At 58.6% G+C, this 17,776-nt stretch carries 11 protein-coding genes and 8 pseudogenes; 12 read left to right on the top strand and 7 right to left on the bottom strand.

What is annotated here, in order from left to right; genetic code table 11:
- Nucleotides 1-30: 30 nt before the first annotated feature.
- Nucleotides 31-132, bottom strand: a pseudogene (locus GWK63_RS16530) (IS5/IS1182 family transposase); the annotation flags it as partial.
- Nucleotides 133-527: 395 nt separating this feature from the next.
- Between GWK63_RS16530 and GWK63_RS16525 the strand changes: the two are divergent.
- From GWK63_RS16525 to GWK63_RS16515, 3 genes and pseudogenes are all read left to right on the top strand, one after another.
- Nucleotides 528-854, top strand: a pseudogene (locus tag GWK63_RS16525) (transposase); the annotation flags it as partial.
- A 110-nt stretch (nucleotides 855-964) separates the two neighbouring features.
- Nucleotides 965-1,522, top strand: a pseudogene (locus GWK63_RS16520) (IS5/IS1182 family transposase); the annotation flags it as partial.
- A 24-nt stretch (nucleotides 1,523-1,546) separates the two neighbouring features.
- Nucleotides 1,547-2,344 (top strand): HsdR family type I site-specific deoxyribonuclease, encoded by a 798-nt coding sequence (locus GWK63_RS16515; protein ID WP_039999214.1) that lies wholly within the window; start codon nucleotides 1,547-1,549, stop codon nucleotides 2,342-2,344.
- Nucleotides 2,345-2,991: 647 nt separating this feature from the next.
- On the opposite strand, the pseudogene GWK63_RS16510 reads toward GWK63_RS16515, so the two are convergent.
- A pseudogene (locus GWK63_RS16510) lies at nucleotides 2,992-3,441 on the bottom strand (SOS response-associated peptidase family protein); the annotation flags it as partial.
- On the opposite strand from GWK63_RS16510, the pseudogene GWK63_RS16505 reads away from it, so the two are divergent.
- Nucleotides 3,436-3,936 (top strand): annotated as a pseudogene (locus tag GWK63_RS16505) (OB-fold nucleic acid binding domain-containing protein); the annotation flags it as partial. The pseudogenes GWK63_RS16510 and GWK63_RS16505 sit on opposite strands and share 6 nt — an antisense overlap.
- A 272-nt stretch (nucleotides 3,937-4,208) precedes the next feature.
- On the opposite strand, the pseudogene GWK63_RS16500 reads toward GWK63_RS16505, so the two are convergent.
- A pseudogene (locus GWK63_RS16500) lies at nucleotides 4,209-4,397 on the bottom strand (type IV secretory system conjugative DNA transfer family protein); the annotation flags it as partial.
- Nucleotides 4,398-4,688: 291 nt separating this feature from the next.
- Here GWK63_RS16500 and GWK63_RS17120 point away from each other — a divergent pair.
- Nucleotides 4,689-4,838, top strand: a pseudogene (locus GWK63_RS17120) (TrbI/VirB10 family protein); the annotation flags it as partial.
- Complete coding sequence (locus GWK63_RS16490; protein WP_099963298.1) at nucleotides 4,835-5,023, top strand: DUF2274 domain-containing protein; 189 nt, start codon at nucleotides 4,835-4,837, stop codon at nucleotides 5,021-5,023. The pseudogene GWK63_RS17120 and the gene GWK63_RS16490, both read left to right, overlap by 4 nt.
- A gap of 121 nt (nucleotides 5,024-5,144) precedes the next feature.
- On the opposite strand, the gene GWK63_RS16485 is transcribed toward GWK63_RS16490, so the two are convergent.
- From GWK63_RS16485 to GWK63_RS17490, 3 genes are all read right to left on the bottom strand, one after another.
- Nucleotides 5,145-5,399 (bottom strand): type II toxin-antitoxin system ParD family antitoxin, encoded by a 255-nt coding sequence (locus GWK63_RS16485; RefSeq protein WP_099963191.1) that lies wholly within the window; start codon nucleotides 5,397-5,399, stop codon nucleotides 5,145-5,147.
- Between the two features lie 447 nt (nucleotides 5,400-5,846).
- The gene (locus GWK63_RS16480) at nucleotides 5,847-6,674 is read right to left on the bottom strand and encodes a DUF3226 domain-containing protein (protein WP_039999902.1); all 828 of its coding nucleotides are present in this window, start codon (nucleotides 6,672-6,674) and stop codon (nucleotides 5,847-5,849) included.
- 1 nt (nucleotide 6,675) lies between these two features.
- A complete protein-coding gene (locus GWK63_RS17490) occupies nucleotides 6,676-7,863 on the bottom strand; it encodes an AAA family ATPase (protein ID WP_083824504.1) in 1,188 nt (395 codons plus the stop codon).
- 928 nt (nucleotides 7,864-8,791) lie between these two features.
- On the opposite strand from GWK63_RS17490, the gene GWK63_RS16470 reads away from it, so the two are divergent.
- The 5 genes from GWK63_RS16470 to GWK63_RS16450 are packed head-to-tail and all read left to right on the top strand — an operon-like array spanning nucleotide 8,792 to nucleotide 15,680.
- On the top strand, nucleotides 8,792-10,150 hold the full coding sequence (locus tag GWK63_RS16470; protein ID WP_039999906.1) for a metallophosphoesterase: 1,359 nt from the start codon (nucleotides 8,792-8,794) through the stop codon (nucleotides 10,148-10,150).
- On the top strand, nucleotides 10,147-11,181 hold the full coding sequence (locus GWK63_RS16465; RefSeq protein WP_007400114.1) for a GTPase-associated system all-helical protein GASH: 1,035 nt from the start codon (nucleotides 10,147-10,149) through the stop codon (nucleotides 11,179-11,181). The genes GWK63_RS16470 and GWK63_RS16465 overlap by 4 nt, the downstream gene beginning before the upstream one ends.
- A gap of 44 nt (nucleotides 11,182-11,225) precedes the next feature.
- Nucleotides 11,226-12,194 (top strand): TRAFAC clade GTPase domain-containing protein, encoded by a 969-nt coding sequence (locus GWK63_RS16460; protein ID WP_202795786.1) that lies wholly within the window; start codon nucleotides 11,226-11,228, stop codon nucleotides 12,192-12,194.
- Entirely contained in the window at nucleotides 12,191-13,036 is an 846-nt protein-coding gene (locus GWK63_RS16455; RefSeq protein WP_039999908.1) for a TRAFAC clade GTPase domain-containing protein, read from the top strand. Before GWK63_RS16460 ends, GWK63_RS16455 begins: the two co-directional genes overlap by 4 nt.
- Before the next feature lies 1 nt (nucleotide 13,037).
- Nucleotides 13,038-15,680: a GAP1-N1 domain-containing protein gene (locus tag GWK63_RS16450; RefSeq protein ID WP_039999911.1), complete on the top strand. Its 2,643-nt coding sequence runs from the start codon at nucleotides 13,038-13,040 to the stop codon at nucleotides 15,678-15,680.
- Between the two features lie 125 nt (nucleotides 15,681-15,805).
- Here GWK63_RS16450 and GWK63_RS17585 read toward each other — a convergent pair.
- Nucleotides 15,806-15,877: pseudogene (locus tag GWK63_RS17585) on the bottom strand (phage integrase N-terminal SAM-like domain-containing protein); the annotation flags it as partial.
- A gap of 421 nt (nucleotides 15,878-16,298) precedes the next feature.
- Here GWK63_RS17585 and GWK63_RS16440 point away from each other — a divergent pair.
- Entirely contained in the window at nucleotides 16,299-17,417 is a 1,119-nt protein-coding gene (locus GWK63_RS16440; RefSeq protein ID WP_202795787.1) for a hypothetical protein, read from the top strand.
- Nucleotides 17,418-17,776: the final 359 nt, after the last annotated feature.

The following is a 17,776-nucleotide window of genomic DNA, read 5'->3' as shown; positions in this document are numbered from 1 at the left end:
ATTTAAGGTTAGAGTTAATTCCATACAAGATGCCGTCAGAACATCGACAGTCCCATTACGACCCTGAATATCGGCGGCGTGAACCACAAGGAATAGGAGAAAGCCACAGGTATCGGTCACGATATGGGGCTTGGCACGCCTTCAGGCAGACCCCGTGAATGTCCACTTTTTTAACCCCACTACGAATTTTCCGTTTATCTCTCCGATCCGCCTGTCTGTTCAAAAGAGCAAAATAGACGGACCGCATACCCTGAAAGCAAGCGTCGTTGGATCGGCCTCACGGATAGTTGTGTGTCACAGAAAACCGCCGAAATGCCTAACATTATCTTCAACGTTCCGCATGACGAGTTCAAATCTCTCGATTCTAGAAGCGAACTGCCAGATTCTAAACTGCGGTCGCTCGGAGCGGAGCGCGATAGCCTCTGCGATCAATGGCTCTGATGCGCGGGCGCCAAGAATAATCCTAGGCTCAGGACCCATTGATATGAGTGGCCGGATGTGATTCAGGCTCCTTGAGGAGACTGAAGATGAGTGACCTGTATTGGCTGACGGACGAGCAGATGGAGCGTCTGCGGCCCTTTTTCCCGAAGAGCCACGGCAAACCTCGCGTTGATGACCGTCGTGTGTTGAGTGGGATCATTTTCGTGAACAGAAATGGTCTGCGTTGGCGTGATGCACCCCGGGAATACCGTCCACACAAGACGCTCTACAACCGCTGGAAGCGCTGGAGTGCTATGGGGATATTCATCCGCATGATGGAGGGACTGGCTACCGGCAAGGCAGAGCCTCAGACGATCATGATTGATGCGACCTATCTCAAGGCACATCGCACAGCTTCGAGCCTGCGGTTAAAAAGTAACCGGCCGTTTGAGGCCGCCTTATGATTGAGGATTGTGACTGGTAACTTACCAACTGGGGAATTTTCAACCAGCACATTTGGGGAGATTACAACCAGCACTCACAGGCCTGCGATCTACGTGCCGTCTTGCGCATGGCTTCCGGTCGCCAGCCGGAACCCACCGCAGCCATCCTCGACAGCCGGACATTGCGTTCGACACCCGAGAGCGGGCCTCGCGCCGGTTACGACGGGGCCAAACGCAAACGGGGCTCGAAGCTGCATATGGCTGTGGATACGCTGGGCCACCTGCTGGCCCTGCATGTCACGCCAGCCAACCGGGATGATCGCGCCGAGGTCGGACGCCTCGCCGCTGCCATTCAGGAGGCCACTGACGAAAGCGTCGAACTGGCCTATGTCGATCAGGGATATACGGGCTCAAAACCAGACGAGGCCGCTCGCACGCACGGTATCGCACTCGAAGTCGTCAAGTTGCCCGAAGCCAAGCGCGGCTTTGTGCTGCTGCCGCGCCGATGGGTCGTCGAGCGGTCTTTCGCATGGACCACACGATGCCGCAGACTCGTCAAGGACTACGAGCGTTACGCTTCAACCCTCGCAAGTCTCCATGTCGTCGCTTTCGCATGTTTCATGCTCAGAAACGCCGCTATACTCGCTCAAGGTGCATAACACCCTCTATCCGAGGCGACGGACGTGAACGTCTTACACGAGCTGAAAGCATCTTTGGATGATGTCGGCGTCTACGAATGGTCAGAGGTAGAGGAATTCTGCAAAAGGTTCTTTGACGGCGAAGATTCCGAGAAACTCAGCCCCCCAATTGACGTGGCTGCCGAACGTTTCAACACCGGCCTGGAACTGGAAGACCCGGAGAAGATCGACTTCAAGATCAAAGCGAAGCAGTTCGTGAAGATCTACGGCCAGATGGCTGCAATCATGCCGTTCGAAGTGGAGGCTTGGGAGAAGCTCTTCTGGTTCCTGAAGTTCCTGGTCCCGAAGCTAAACATCAAGGACCCGAACCAGGATGCGTTGGATGATCTTCTCAAGGCCGTTGACCTTTCGTCATATGGGCTAGAGCGGACAAAACTAAACCAGACCATCGGCCTGGACACTTCAGAAGCAGAGCTAGATCCACAGAATCCTACCCCCCGCGGCTATCGCGAAGGAGAGGTGCAGGAAGACCTGTTGGAAGAGATCATCCGCAGCTTCAACGAACGTTGGTTCCAAGGCCGGAGCGCCACCCCGGAAGAACAACGGATCAAATTTCTGAACATCGTTGAAAGTGTTCAGGCCCACCCCGATTTCGAGAAGAAATTTGATGAAAATTCTGATCCCTACAGCCGTAACTTGGCATTTGAAAAAATTATGAAAGAAGTTATGCTAAAACGCCGGAAAGAGGAGTTGGAACTCTACAAGCTTCACAATCAGGACGAGGCGTTCAGATCTGCACTATACCTAAGCGTCAAGGAGGCGCTGACACAGAGCCTGCGCTGACAATGAACTGAAGCGTGCCCGCCCAGACTTTGGCGACGATGAATTCGTCCAATGAACTCGAATTGACCTCCTCCACCGATTGTCCCTCGATCATAACCAGGGTCTGCCAGTTTGATATTGTTGGTCGGCAGGTTGATCGAATGACAAGCACGTCTGGCTCTGTGCCTTTAGGCCACTTGCGGCACAGGCCACCCGTCATTTTAGGCTCAAAGGACCGCTTTTTGCAGCCGTGCCTTGGGTCAGGGGCAGAGCTGCGGGACGGTAGCGATCCTGCGTCAGGTTGACGCAGGCTCGGAAGATGAGGAAGTGACAGACAAGTCCTCTTGGTCAATCTTTGGCCAGCGTTCCTCCGGGATGGATGAATGGCGGCTCTGGCTTAAATGCTGCTACCGCCATGCCGCTGTGGCGCAAGTCGCGCTTCCGCCCAAAAGCGTCATTCCCATAGGTTTCCGAACGTATCGGCATCCGGTGTGGCGGGATCTCGGTCTAACACAGTTGCTAAGCAGCAAGAAATGCACTCGCAATTGTCATGGCTATCTTATCTGCCATGTTCCGAATTGGATCGGTCTTGAGGTGGGCATACTGTGCGGTGGTCTGCACCTGCGTGTGGCCCAGTAGCCGACATTCCGCTCTCCCCCACATATCGGTCATTCCGAAGGAGGCGACTCTTCAACATGGACTAACAGACCATCCGGCAGAGGCTGCTGAAGACGCAGCGCCTCCTCTGCCGGTGCATTCATCCACACATCCAGTTCATCTGACCGCGTCAGAATGACGGGCATGGCCTTCGGATGGATCGCCCCAACTTCCCGGTTTGCCTCGGTGGTCAGGAACCCGAACAGATCATCCGTCGTTTCCCCGTCAGCCAGTTTCCGCACGGACGTCCACCGGCACCAGATCCCGGCAAAGAAAGCGAGTGGTTCTCCGTCGCTGCGAGCAAACCACACCGGCCGCGATTTCCCATCCGGCAAGCGCTCGGGTTCCGAGAACGCCGTCAGAGGGACCAGACAGCGATGCGCAACGCCCTCCCAGCGCTTCCACCATGTCGAGGTCGGATTGCGGATGTTGGTCACACCACGATCGACCTTATGCCCTCTGTGCTGCTGCAGCCCATGCGCGACGGAGCAGAAGTCGTGCGGGATTACAACCGGCTTGGCCTGACCCTGCGGAATCATCCGCTGACCTTCCTACGTGGGGATCTTCAGACAAGGGGTATCATCTCCTGTCAGCATGCATTGGCAGCGAAGGATGGGAAGCGTCTCACCGTGGCAGGACTGGTGCTGGTTCGGCAGCGACCAGGCTCCGCCGAAGGCGTGGTGTTCATGACGCTGGAGGATGAGACGGCCAACATGAACGTCATCATCTGGCCGGATCTATTCGATGCAAACCGGCGCGTGGTGCTGGGCGGCCAGATGCTGGCGGTGACAGGCATGCTCCAGAAGGAAGGGGACGTCGTGCATCTGGTAGCAAAAGAGATCACCGACCTTTCTGGGCTGCTCGCGGACGTCGGTAATCGCTCCTCTACGGAGAGCCCCCATGCCAGCGCTTCCGTCGGCGAGCGTATCGTCGTCAGATCGCGCAATTTCCACTGATCAATAAGACCGCCGATAAAGCTCACGTCATCGTGAAAATCCTCATCATGAGCCCAAACTACGCTGCGCTTTCACTCCCATCTGCATCCTATACGCATCCTGCGGAGGAATTCAGGACGCAAAAAACCCGCCGTGTTAGGGCGGGTTTATCGTGTCCAATCAAGGACTTATTCATGGTTGCGGGGGCAGGATTTGAACCTGCGGCCTTCAGGAACTGGGGAATTTTCAACCAGCACATTTGGGGAGATTACAACCAGCACTCACACGCCCGCCGGCGACCGAGGCGCAGGCGGCGACAGAATGCGTTCCTGCAGGCGCGGATCGGCATAATAACGCGCCTTGCGGGCGCGCACTGGCGGCGTGCCGGCCGCCATGACAACCTCTTCGTCAGGTGGAAGCTGCATGATCTCGCCGGGTGTCAGTAGAGGCCGGGCGCTTTCCTGCCGGGAGACCATCAGATGAACGGAATGTCACGGGACGAACTGAGGCTGATTTTGGAAATAGTGGTCGCCATGACGAAAACTCCATGACGGGCGGACAGGAGCCTCTCTCCCACCCTCTCAACCCGTCACGAAAAGGCCGCCGCGAAGCTTAAGGCGCTCGACGCTATGGCTGTACGTACATTCAGCGACGATGTCTCGCTGCTCATCAGCCTGTTGCGACAGGTCGGCGAACGGTTTTACGACGCCAGTATCTATCGTTCGGTCCGTGCACTTGGTGAACTCAACCTCGAGCGTATGCCGCGCATGTTAGCCTTTTCCATGGTGGGAAACCGCCTGATCGACCGAAGCATGGATGTTCAGCCCACCTTGACTGACCGGCCGGGCCTGCCGTTCACGTTGATCGTCAATCGCGATCTGGTCCTGAAACCCTGGCATCTGCATGAAGGAGCAGCGCCATGACAAAACTCCGTATCAGCACAATTCCTGACAGTCGGCCGGTCAAGCTGACGATCGAACTCCCCGCAGAGATACATCGCGACCTGCTGCTGTATGCTAAACTGGTCTCGGGGAAAGCAGGTGAGGCGGCAGATGCCATCCCCGATGCGACCCGGCTGGTGCCGCTCAGGCGCAAGCTGCGGATGTGAGGCGATAAGGTCGAACGCGTCCGACAACCCTGCATGGTAGATTTCGGCCTGCCGCGGCCCGAAATCCCTCACGCCCTGCATATAGATGTTGACGATGTCGTCTTCGGCGAGCCGTGTCTTTCTACAGGTCGGCATCCGTCGTCCCGGCAGCCGCGCGAGCATCCTGCAGCAACTGCTTCATGCTCCTGGTCCCGACGCCACTACGCAGACCGGCCGTGATGTGGGCCTGAACCTCATCATGCGCCGCACGGGCCTCCTGATCACGCCGGATCAGGTCGCGGACATAGTCGCTAGCATTGCTGTAGCGTCCCGTCCTGGCCTGAGCCTCTACCCATTCCTTCATGGGGTCCGGCAGGGATACGTTCATTGTTGCCATCGGTGCCTCCGACCTCAAGGATGACAAACCCTGCCAATTCTTGTCAATAAAATTGGGATTGGTGCACGGTATTCCAGTTCCAGATAGCCAGCCGCGTCAGGATGGGATCATTTATAGGGCTTGAATGAAGCGGACTGGCGGCATCCGCCTCAAGTCAGACATCTAAGTGGTGATGTCGGCTGCCCGAAAGCCGACATCGTCAGGCGAGCCACGATAGACGGAGTTTGGGACATTTCTGCCGTTCGCCAGCGACGTGTCGAACGGCGGGTCTTGTTAAATGCGGCCATTCAGCGATTGCAGCTCTGATCTCATTGGCAGACAGATATATGAGCTTGGGCCGGTTGCAGACTAGCTGGTTTCAAGAGCAGCAGCTGTGAAAGTGGACCTTCGTTCAACTAGACCGCTAGTCGCAAAGGATCCACAGTCGAAAGGGTCGCGCAACAAAATTTATGCTAACCAGTTCGCGATGAAGCTCCTCAAGCTGGAGAGGCCTATCTCGTGGCCCGTCGCGCTTTGAAGCCAAGGCCCTCGCTCCACGGAAGCACTCGTTGCGGAGCCGGGGTGAAGAACATTGCCGATGATGCCCGCAGTGGCTTTCAAACGCCCCGATGGCTTACGCAGCGGCTTCAAAACTGGATCTCCTGCCCTGCCGTTAGAATCGACCGCCGCGACCAGCGCTTTCGCTGGTTCACACAGAGACGGCAGGCTCGATGCTGCGCAAGCCACCAAGATGTCATCTAATGTGCCTGGATGAGCATTGTCGGGCAGTACGTAGATGCCGACCTTCGGTTTTCCCGCTGCGATGTTCCCAGCCGCGGCAGGCAAAGCTAGAGGAAAGCCCGGCACGCCAGCAGCGCCGCCCTCTTTTCCGCCTGGCCCATGTGACGTGTTTAAAGCTGTGAGACCCGCGAATAATTGGGCGAAGCGATGGGATGCATTTTGATCGTCTGCATCGGCAACAATGCACACTCCAGACATCGAGGTAACATCAAGGATCTCTAGTGCTACGCGCAACTCGCTCAGCAGGCGGCTGTCGCCGCCCGCCACAGATACAGCAACCGAGCATGCATCCGCTCCGCTCCGCGTATACATATCTGGATATCGAACGACGTGCTCCAGTCGCTTTCCTGTTGGAAACACGCGAGGAATCAAGCCGTCCCAGAAAGAGTCAACGTCAGCGACAGTTTCGACCTTGTCGAATCCGAGCTCTCGCAGGAGCACTCCGAAGAACGAAGCATCATGCGGGCCCTCAACTACTGCGAGGTGGTACTTCATTTTATCGGATGTCGAAACCCCGCTCTTGAACCAACCGTTTCAACATGTTGCCATTGTACCGGCGGAGCTTGCCACCTGAGGGGCCACGACTTGGCAAGTGGAACGCGACCAAATCATCTATATCATTTCGGGGAACGGCAGCCGTAATCTCTTGAATTGCTTCCAAACTGTGGGTCGTTGCGAAAATCTGGACTTCGAGTTCTGCCGCCGACCGCAGAAGCCACGGAAACAATGTATCAAGTGCGCTCACATGCATCGCTGCTTCGATTTCATCGATCATAAGGATGCCGCCACGAACTTCGTTAATGGCCACCGCAATAGCTAGCGCTCTTCTAAATCCGTCCCCAAGCACTGTAACCGGCACCCGTCGGCTACGCTCGAAAACCGCGATGAGAAGGGGGCGATCTCCTTCTGAAGTGATAATTTCTAGGTCTACTAGCTTGGGGTCGATGCCGCGTAACAAACCTAACACAGCGTCTTTACGACCGGAGTAGATCGCGTCTGATAGTCTCCGCATCTGAAGAGGCTCGTTGCGATGAGAGTATGGGCTTAGGAGAGCGGAGCGCATTTGAAGGCCTCGCGCACGAGGCGCCCTCAAAAGCGGGGTTGAGGACCAAATCTGAAGGTCTACAGATAAGGTCGTTCCATGCTGGCGCACTTCGTCTAAACCGCTCCCGAAGGCAAGCCTCTTTTGAGCGATGGCGAGGGCCGAGGGATCAAGGTCTGCAAGGATGGATAGGTGCCATCCGTCCTCCTCTACCCCAAGCTCCTGATGCTTCCTGGAGCTTCTATTAAGTGGTTTGAAGCGAGGTTCGGGCGCAATGCCCCGCACTGGCTCACAAGTCGCCTTTAAAGACCGAACTGGTATCCGACCCTCTGCGGCTAAGCGTAGATAGCTCGTGCTCCGCTGCCACTCGCTGGTGTCCTGATGAAATAGCCATCGAACAGCATCTGACCATGATAAGCCAGGCGATGCGGAGGACATGAAGGATCGAACCTCCCTGGTCCGGGCAATTGATGCCCATTCTATTACGTCCAGGGGAGCTGCATATACCGCGAGCGCCTCTAGGGCGGAGGTCTTGCCGCTGTTGTTGCCACCTACAATCAGGTTGAAATGGCTTGCACCATCGAAGGTGAGATCTGCCAATCCCCGAAAACATCCGACATAAAAAGTTTCTATGTGGTTCATCAATTCCTACGAGGGATCCCCCCTACTTTCGAAGACGCCCAACGGCAGGACTGCTTAGATCACATCCGCGGTAATGATTACGGTTTGTACCTCTGGGTAGCGTCCTCTGCAAGGGTACGCGATTGGCACAATCAAGGCAAGGATCGCTCTCAGCCTTTGACGCTCCCTCGCCGAGAAGCAGTATGGGACTGTGAGTCGCTTCCCGCAGACGGCTGCCTACAGCGCTGGAGATGCTCATGGACCGCCTAGATCGAGATGGTCGGACCACTACCGTGACATCCGAACCAGATCATTACAGTGGCCCCACGATGCCTATCAAAGCTGCTTCAATATTGCACTATGGCCCAGCTAAAATAATCAAACAGGAGAGAATGGCGGCTTTTGCGCCTCAAAGCGCAAGCCGGAACGACCGAATTTGGGGCGCATTGCGGCCGTGCGGCTTCGCGCTAAGCAAGTGGCTGGTTCTGGTGGAAGCTGCCTTACAAAGGCCGATCCGCGAACGACGCATTCTGGTCGACAGGCGTCATGAGCGTGAAAGCTACGAATGGCAGCATTCAGTCATTTCTTCCCGATACCCGACATTCTGCTCTCCCCCCTGAACTGCCTGTCCGCTCAAGGAACGTGAAGCGGACAGGCGGCAGACGCCTTCATCTCAGACATCTAAGTGATTATGACCATTGCCCGAAAGCCGACATTGTTTGGCGAACCGCATAGACCGCAGTTAGGACAAAGCTGTCGTAATTTTCTTGCCAATTCGACGACAGCTTTTGATATGAGCGCGCGCAACAGCTTTAGATGGATGCCTGTATTGACCGAATGAGGCTGGGCAGTGTGCAGCAAGGCAGCTTACAACCGATCAGGCGATAGGGCCGACGCCGGTGCGTAACTATATAGGTTGTGGGGGCTGAAGTTGAGCAATGGAGGATTGATGCCGGCGGTTTTCGTCCATGTTTCCGATATTCACTTCGGACAGGAGCGTGATCATTCAATCCATATTCACGACGATGTGAAGCTGCAGTTGATCGAGGATGCCGCCGATGTGGTGGCCAAACTTCCTGCGGGCGTTGCCCAAGGCATCCTCGTGACCGGTGATATCGCCCAGAGCGGTAACTGGCAGGAATATGAGGAAGCGAGTAAGTGGCTTGACGAGCTCGCTGGGAGAATCGGGTGCCCTATCCACCGTGTGCAGATGGTGCCGGGCAACCACGATTTGGATCGGAAGAAGTTGTCTGTTGGCGGCTCCGCGCTGCTCGACTACATCCGCGCCGGCGGTCAGGCGGAATATGAGAAGGTCTTCGCCAATCCGAGTGATCGCGCCACGTTGCTCGCTCGCTTCGAGGATTACGGCCGCTTCAGCTTCGGCTACCGATGCGCACTCGACGAGGAGGCGAGGTTTGCGACCAATCTGCGCATCGAGATTGGACCGGACCGATGGATCAGGTTCGTAAGGCTGAACTCGGCCCTGCTCTGTACGGGCAAGGAGAAGGAAGATCAGCCGGAGCTCATGATCGGCTCGCGACAGTTCACTCTTCCCAGGAAAACAGGAGAGGAGAACGTCGTGCTCGTCCACCATCCCCTCCACTGGTGCAAGGATGCTGCCGACGTGCGGGAGTATGTGAATGCGAGGGCGCGCGTCTTCATCTCGGGCCACGAGCATAATCCGAAGGTGCATGTCGAACCCGTCGCGGACGGCTGCGACGTGCTAATGCTCGCCGCCGGCGCCGCCGTGCCCTATCGGTCAAACGACGAATACACCTACACGTACAACATCATAGAATTCGATTGGGACGAGGTGAACGACGCGCTGGCAGTGACGATGCATCCGCGGGCCTGGAACCGGACGAGGAAGTGCTTTGAGGCCGACGGGAAGCGTCTCGGAGGCAAGGATCGGCGCTTCTCCCTCGGTTCGCCCAATTTCAGGAAGGTCGGCCCCGTGACGTCGGATGTTGACGAGAACGCCATAGCTGAGGATGTCGGCGACACCAAACCCGTCGTCGAGGAGGTGCCTACGGAGACCGCTGGCGCGGAACTAGGGGAGATGCCGTCGGTGCCGCCCGCTGCCGAAGGCTATGAGCTCGCCCTGCTGCGCTTCTTCCGCGATCTCGTAGAAAGCGAGCGACTTCGCATCCTAGTTGAACTAGATGCGATCCCCTCGGATTTCGATGAACGGATGACGCAGGGTGTGGAGCGTAGGCTCTTTGATTGGCTGGTCAGCGAAAGGCGGCTTCCAGACGTCACGGCGATGATCGAGAAGATGATCTCAGAACGGAAGGATGAGGACGCGTGACTGACAATATTCCGGTGCACCTGCGGATCACGGGTCTCATCCCGTCGAACGATGACGTGGATTCCCGACGTCTCGCGGTGGCCGACCTCGCTAAGACGTGGGGCGAGGTGAAGAAAGTCGGTTCGATCGTCTCCAAGGCGGCGGCGATTGCAGCGTCGCTCGGCGGCGACGGAAGGCCCGACGGAGAGCTTGGCACCGAAGTGCAGGGGGCCGTCCAAAAGTACGCGTCGGCGTTTCTCTATGAGGATCGTCCGCTCGAGGTGGGCGTATGCGCTGGCCTAGCGGCAGTGGCGATGCTCGCGCCCGATCCGGCGACCAACGGCTGGACGATACAGGACGTCTATTCGAACGCCCTGTGGTCAGCGCTCGCGTTCCAGCCGGTGTTGGAAGATGGGAAGCGCGAGAACCTGCGGCGCGAGGTGCTAGACCGGGCGCGGCGGCACAGCCTCGACAGCGCCGAGCGGGCGCGTGAACGCGACGCCGTGCCCGATCCGGTTGACCTGGTCGTTATGATCGGGGAGGAGGACAAGGTCACCACCAACTTCAAAAAGGCGGCGCTCGACGCGATCGAGGCTCTTCGGCGGAACTCCGCCCTGGACCGGGAAGAACTGGACTTTCTCTGGTGGTCGCAGCTCAGCCGCAGCCGCCTGCTCGATCGCCCCCTGTCGGCGCTCTCCGAAGCCGTGAAGCTGGTCGGTGCCGGCATCGAGGCGTCGAACCACCTGCGGCGGCTGCCGGCCGAGGTCCATCGCGATCTTGTCTTGCGCACTGTCGACGCCGATCCCGAGTTCGATCTGCCTGAACTTCTGGCCGAGATCGGCGGTGATCGCGCGCCGCTTGCAGCTGGTGTTCACGCCTCCAGCAACGTGACGGCCCATCCGACCGTCTTCCCGCTTCTCAACGCCATCGTGACTGGCAATGCCGACGTAGTCGGATCCGAGATCAAGAGGAAGGCCTCGACGTGGGGAGCGCGGGCACTTCTCGAGAGTGCGCTATCGCGGAACATGGCCACGGGGATCATCAAGCAGTGACCTCGGGCTGCAACTTTGAGGGATGCACTGTCGGCGAGACCGGCGTGTGCGCTCTCGAGCACGATCCTACGACCTGTGAGCATCACACGGAGGAGGCCACCGGTACCGGTGGCCGTGACGTCGAAGTGAAGGGGGATGGTGGCGCCAGCGGTATCGGCGCGCCGGTGCTGCAGCGCCCGACGGGCAGCGCCCCCTTTCCATCAAGTCACACGCTCAGCCCTGAAGTCGTATCCGACATGATGGCTTCGCGCTACGTGACGGTGGTAGGGATTCTCGGCGACCCAGACTCCGGCAAGACTGCCTGTCTGGCGAGCATCTACTTGCTCGTCTCTAATGCGATGCTGGAAGGCTGGGCATTCGCCGATAGCCGAAGTCTAATGGGCTTCGAGGACATCGCGCGCGGTGCCCGCGATTGGAATGCCGGTAACCCGCCGGACCAGATGACGGTACACACTGACATGTCCGACGATCGGCGGCCCGGTTTCCTCCACCTACGTCTCGTGCGCAAGTCGGACGGGCGTCGCATCGATCTGGCGCTGCCCGATCTGCCTGGCGAATGGACGACAAAACTCGTTGCTAGCGCACGGTCGGATCGCCTAGAATTCATGAAGGCTGCCGAGGCGATCTGGGTTGTACTCGACGGGCGTGCCCTTGCGGACAAGGAGCGGCGGCAGGCGCTGATCTTGCGTGTCGGACAACTAGTGGAGAGGTTGAAAATAATGTTCGACGGTCGGCGGCCCCGGATCATGGTCGTCGTCACCCATCGCGACGACGGCGAGCTTGTTGAGGCGGCCTCCAGTCGGTTGGCCGCCGAACTCGATCGCCGCGGAATCGAGGCGAGGATCCTGCAGGTGGCGCCGTTCTCCAATCATGTGGATGTGAAGGCCGGATTCGGCATTTCTGATCTCATCGGCGAGACTGTGGGTGTGGCGCGGCCGATGCCGGATTTCTGGCCGACCAGTCCGTCGCGCGACGGCGTTCGGTCGTTTTTGGGCTACAGGAGGGACCGGTGAGCCGTTCAGTGGTACTTCTCGGCGGTCCCGATTCCGGAAAGACCAATTACATCGGGCGGGTGTGGCCCGCGCTTGACGCAAAGCAGGGGCGCCTTCAGATCGCCCAGCAGCCAGATGACATCAGCTTCGTGCTGGAGGTGACGGATCATCTCAACTCTGGGAGCTTCGCTCCCCGATCGGAGCACGCCGACGCGCGTAGGGATTTCGAGGTGATCGTCGCGGAAGAGGAAGGCGGCGCACAGACGGCAATCGTCATTCCCGACATCTCCGGTGAGCTGTGGCTAAATGCTGTCAAGAATTCGGAGATCTCATCCGACTGGATGAACGAACTGCGCCGAGCTGATGGCGCGCTTCTGTTCGTCCGGGTCGGGTCCGATCAGGATGTCCGGCCTCTAGACTGGGTGACCTCGAAGAAGATGATGGCAAAGCTCGGGAACGGCGAGGACCCGGGCCTTGCGACGCAGGTAATGCTCTGCGAACTGCTGCGCTTCCTCGAAGTGTCGCTGGCCGATCGTCCAGATGGCGGTCGGCCCCGGGTGTCGATCGTTGTGAGCGCTTGGGACATGGTAGACGTCGGAAAATTCGCAAAGGGGCCTAAGGCGTATCTCGAACATGAGTATCCTCTTCTCGCCGGAAGACTGGACGATGTTGAGCGGCTCGATCTTCTCGTGTTCGGCCTGAGCGTCGTAGGGGGCGATCTGAAGGTCGATCCCGACTGCCGCGATGCAGTGCAGGAGGGTGGACTGGAAGGTCGCGGCTGGGTGGCCATGCAGAATTCAGAGGGGAAGTGGGAGCGCGACGGCGACCTCACGCTGCCGATCGCTTGGGTGATTGGCACTTAGTGTGACGGTCGTCGAGCGCCAGGTTCATGGATATCGCAAGGGGCACCAGCTCCTAGCTGGATCGGTGCAACTTCCGATGGAGGACCAGGCGGCGATCGACCGTCTTTCAGACGTAGCGGGGCCGTTACGTCCTCGTGAGAGGTTCGAGCCGTATTTGACGGGCTATCCGCTCCCGAGCGGAACCCACTACGTCTTTGCCCGCACGTGGCAGGATCTCACTGTCACCCGGGCGGGCTGCGTCCGGACGATCAGCCTCATCATCCCCATGGCCGACTGGGCGGCGACTGACGGCATTTCTGCCTTCCTCGCGCTGCTGGAGTTGGATCGTCCCCCCACGGACGGGGATGCCACCCGTGTCTATCTGGAAAATGTTTCAGCCCAGGCCCTGCCGCCCGTGTCAGCCTTCAAGGGAAACGAAGTCCTCGAAGCGCTGTTCCTCGAGAACTCGCAACCCGTCGTCCTTTTCGATGCCCCAATGCCGGAACTCATCGCCGTCCGGTTGATGACCGCGCTATGGCCATCGATGCGTCGGCGGTTCGCGATATCCACGTTCGCGCTCTCGCCGCGAAAGGTTGCGGGTAGGGATTTTAATCTCGTCTTCGCGCCGAAGGACGCGAGGGCGAAATTCTCCGATTGGAGTGGCCGACGGGTCGACGGGCGCTTGTCCCAATCGGCGCGACATCGGTGGACCAGCTCGATCGTCCGCCGGGTCTTCGATGATCCTCATCCGCGCCTGCTTACTTCGAAAGAGGTTGGGCTTGTCGGGGGTGATGGTGAGGATATCGACAACGCCGCGACCTTGAGGATCGCCTTGCTGTGGGACGAGCTTCTCAGCAAGTTGAGCGGCACGCCAACGGCGGCGCTGGGGCTTCTCGACATCGCCAATTCGGGCAAGGTCCGCGACGCGTTGGCCGTCCGTATATTGGAACCGTTGCTCGCCGATGCCGTGCTGAGGGCCCCGTCGATCCTTCCCGAGGCCGAGGCCTGGACCTTCCTGGGCGCGATTGCGAGGAAGATGCACGGCCGTTCCATGCCGCTTGGCGTTGACGCGGTGGGAACGGCTGTGGGGCAGCTTGCCGGACGTGCGCCCGAGAGGGCAATCGCAATGCTCTCTCAACCTGATGAGCGCGGGGTCATCACTGGACTGTCCCCCATCATCGCCGATGGCATCGGCCATGCTTTCGGTGACCGTGCCGAGCGGGCATTGCTATCCGCCCGACCGGAGGTGTTCGGGAGGTTGCTGTCGGAGAGTGCGCGGTTGGCTGAAGGGGTGGCGAATGATCCCCGACTGGTGGAACGTGTTGGCGAGATTGTTCCCGATCTCGAACCGCCTCTCGCTGCTGCGGTTGGCGACGAACTGCTGCCGCTGCTGGTCTGGGATTGGCAGCTTCCCGCTGCTCGCCCTCTTGTGAAGAAGCTCGATGGAGGACAACTCGCTGCGGAAATACGGCATCTCGGCAGTGTGAACGACTTCGAGGCGTCAGGACTTGCGGACTGCTGCATCCGGCGTGCTCGCGAGATTGGTATGAAGGACGCGGTCCTCATCGCGCTCAGCGACATGCCCGCGACGGATCGCCGGAATGCCCTTCTAGCGCAGGCATTAGATCCGGCGTTGGGGGATGCGAGGTGGCTTCTGCGCGAGGCACACCTGCCTGAAGATCTCCGCGCCGCTATGTTTGCAGGGCTACTGCGACGGGCAGACGACTCTCAGCTCGGCGTAATACTCGGCGATCCCGGCATAGGCGTTGATGCTGTGCCGATAGCGGAACGAGTTGCGCCAGATCTCCTGCAACGAGTGATCTTCATCGACGCGGTACCGTGCGACGTGTTCGTGCGGATCGTGACGACTGTCTTTGCCCGTACGGAGGGTGACGACAGATCAAAGATAGCGTTCCGTGCGCTTCAACGCTGCTTGGGCGCACACTTTCCGGGCGATGAGACGGCGTTTCTTGTCGAGATGCTTGGTGGCCTAGGCGAAAAACTGGATGGCGCATGGGTCGCGCGTGCTGGCCTTGCATCAGGCATTCGTGCTTCGCTGGCTAGTAGAAACATGGTGGCTTTCCAGAAGGCGACCAAGCTGGCGCGCCTTCGTTTGGTTTGTGCAATAGGAGAGGTGGGAGAGATTCTGCGCGAGAGGCGAGTGTTTGATCTAGACGCAGCCGCTGCGGAGGCATGCGCGGATTTACTACTTGAAGCAGACAAGGTCGAGCCTTACGCTGCGCTCGCAGCTGCGGGCCATCTCCTTCCCATGCTAATGCACCAGCGGAAGGAACCCGTGTCGCTGATGATCGCCGTAGCCTTCCCGATAATATATCGTGAGCTTGCCAAGAAGGATGAAGTCCCCGATCTGCTAAAGTTCGTTCCGTTCTTCGACTGGGATCGCTGCAAGGCAGCGCGGCAAGAATTGGTGTCGGCGTTCATGGCGTCTTCTTGGCCCCCGGGCGACCTTGCTCTCACCGCATGCCGATGCAACGACCTTGGAAAGATTCTCCGCAGGACTGCCAAGGCTTATGGTGGCGATGGATATATTGGGAGGGTGGAGGCAGATCTTGCGCGTTTGCCTGACGGTTGTCGCAAGCCGGCTACGCAAACCATCAGCTCGATCAGATCGGACTGGTCAGCCAAAGTTGATTGGCGCGACTGAAGTGTATCGGGTTCGAAAGAAGTCAATAAATTTTGGCTTTTCTTCGACGAACCGTTTTGAAACAACCCATCCGGGTAAAAAAACCGTAGTGCCGACACGATGGCGTTCATGGTCGGTGTCGGCATGCAGGCCTCGTTCTGCGCGATCTGGAACTGGCGCACATCCTCGGCTGTTGCCGTACGGGGCGAGCGGCCCAGAAACGTGGCGAAACGACCGACATCGCGAAGGTAATTCCGCTACGTCTCCGGGAGAACCGCCGTACCGTCATGTCATCAAGCAAGCGCTGGCGAAGGGGACTGATGCAGCAATGCACAGGGACTCTGTCATCATCCAGCTCCTTTTAGTGGGAAGAATCCAGGGTGCTTGACCCGATCTGGACAGCTCCAAACAAAACAGGGCGCTCACGCCGTAGTGATAGACCTCCACGTCACACCAATCCCACGCAGCGGGTTCGTTCTTTCCCTGCTGACCTGCCTGTCCGCTCAGTGATGAAGGAGCAGACTGACGGCTGTCGCCTCATGCCAGTCATTGCAGGTTGTTGAAAATGTTCCCAATAGCGGACATTCTGGAAATGACCCTGCTTGAAGGTGTCGATGGATGCTGGGGGGATTCGTAGGTATGATCGGCAAGGCCAGCATCATCGCACCGGATAGTTCGCACTGGTCGCTCTGGCTCGATGCCATGCGTTCGCCGAAGCCGGATGTCCGGCAGCGCGCGGAGAGCCTACACCTGCGGCTCATGGACCAAGGCCGTGTGCCGTTGCTCTCTTGGCACCATCTGGAGGAATTGCTCGGCGGCAAGGATGATGCCTGCGCTGCTGATCGGGTTGCGAGCCTGGAGGCCATGCCTTTCATGGCGTGGCTACGCCTTTCACCGGCCCAAAAAGGCCTTGGCTCGATTGTTGATATCTTCGCCGCCGAGGTGATGGCGGTATGCGAGGGGCATAGCGATCTGGCCGCGGTCCGCGATCATGCACGGCAGTTGCTGTTGATGACCGGCAACGGGCGACAGGCAATCGGTGAGCACGGCTGGGTCTGGGAGGCGATCCGGCCGGACATTCATTCCCGTCAGGATCATGTCACTGCAGTTGCATCGCTGGGCTCGATGCAGATGTTCGACAAAACCCAGACAGTCGGCGCGCTATCGAAGATGTACATCGCCAACCCGGCGACAATTCGCGCCAAGCTGTCAGGGATCCATCAGCAGGCATTCCAGCGGGCGTTGCGTGGCACCGATGGAGATGAGGTCAAGGCGCGGGCCATCGCCGATGCCTTCATCGAGCGGACGATTGCTATGGGTCCAGCCTCAGGCTCCACCGTTCGCGATCTGCTGGTGTCCACGTTGACTGGTCAGGGTGTAGATGAGGCAGAGATCCGCGACGAGTGCGTCGTCGGTGATCTGATCCGGCTGGGTTACTTCCGCAGCTTGCTGCGGGTGGCGGCCGAGGTGACCGGTCGATCATTTGCCAGCCTGAAGCATGTGTCGATGAATCTCATCCCCAGCTTCGCAATTGAGGAGGCAATCCAAGCGCATCGCCAGCCGAGGGAAAAGCTGCCGGGCAGCGACCTCCATGATCGTCATCTTGCCGTGCTCGCTGCCTATTGCGACGTGTTGTATGTGGATCGGCGTATGTCTGAAGACCTGCTGCGTGTGCGGCGTAAGGAACCGGGCATTGACGCATTGATGGGCGACGTTCGCAAGGCGTCTGACTTCGAGATGCTGCTGGAAAAACAGTGAGCGCTTGGCGGTCTCATAGGTCGATATCAGTCCATGTGGTAACGCCATCTGCATTTCATCGTGGGCTACACGTGGCTCAGCGACGCAGCCTGGGGTTAGTCGTCCACGTCATCGAAAATGGTGCTGCCGTCGTGCGCCGCAGAGGTTGCTGACCGGTTCGCCGCCTTAGATGCTTGCTCGGACCAGTCCGAGTTGGATGATGAAGGTAGCATATAGAAAGCAGGCGTGCTTCCATCTTCGACGGGAATCAACGCGTTCCTGATCCGAAGCCGACAATCTCGAATGTCCCAAGATCGGCCATATTTCCGACGTCCGTCTGTAGTCTTGGCGAATCGTTGTCGAACGGCAAAAGGGAGCGC

The sequence above is a fragment of the Komagataeibacter rhaeticus genome (assembly GCF_011611525.1).
In the GTDB taxonomy this organism is placed as follows: domain Bacteria; phylum Pseudomonadota; class Alphaproteobacteria; order Acetobacterales; family Acetobacteraceae; genus Komagataeibacter; species Komagataeibacter rhaeticus.
This window is presented reverse-complemented; position numbering and strand designations above follow the sequence as displayed.

Excerpts from the sequence above, each read along its gene's own strand:
- GWK63_RS16485 (WP_099963191.1), bottom strand. The coding sequence starts at position 5,399 with ATGGCAACAATGAACGTATCCCTGCCGGACCCCATGAAGGAATGGGTA.
- GWK63_RS16480 (WP_039999902.1), bottom strand. The coding sequence starts at position 6,674 with ATGAAGTACCACCTCGCAGTAGTTGAGGGCCCGCATGATGCTTCGTTC.
- GWK63_RS16490 (WP_099963298.1), top strand. The coding sequence starts at position 4,835 with ATGACAAAACTCCGTATCAGCACAATTCCTGACAGTCGGCCGGTCAAG.
- GWK63_RS17490 (WP_083824504.1), bottom strand. The coding sequence starts at position 7,863 with ATGAACCACATAGAAACTTTTTATGTCGGATGTTTTCGGGGATTGGCA.
- GWK63_RS16470 (WP_039999906.1), top strand. The coding sequence starts at position 8,792 with ATGCCGGCGGTTTTCGTCCATGTTTCCGATATTCACTTCGGACAGGAG.
- GWK63_RS16440 (WP_202795787.1), top strand. The coding sequence starts at position 16,299 with ATGATCGGCAAGGCCAGCATCATCGCACCGGATAGTTCGCACTGGTCG.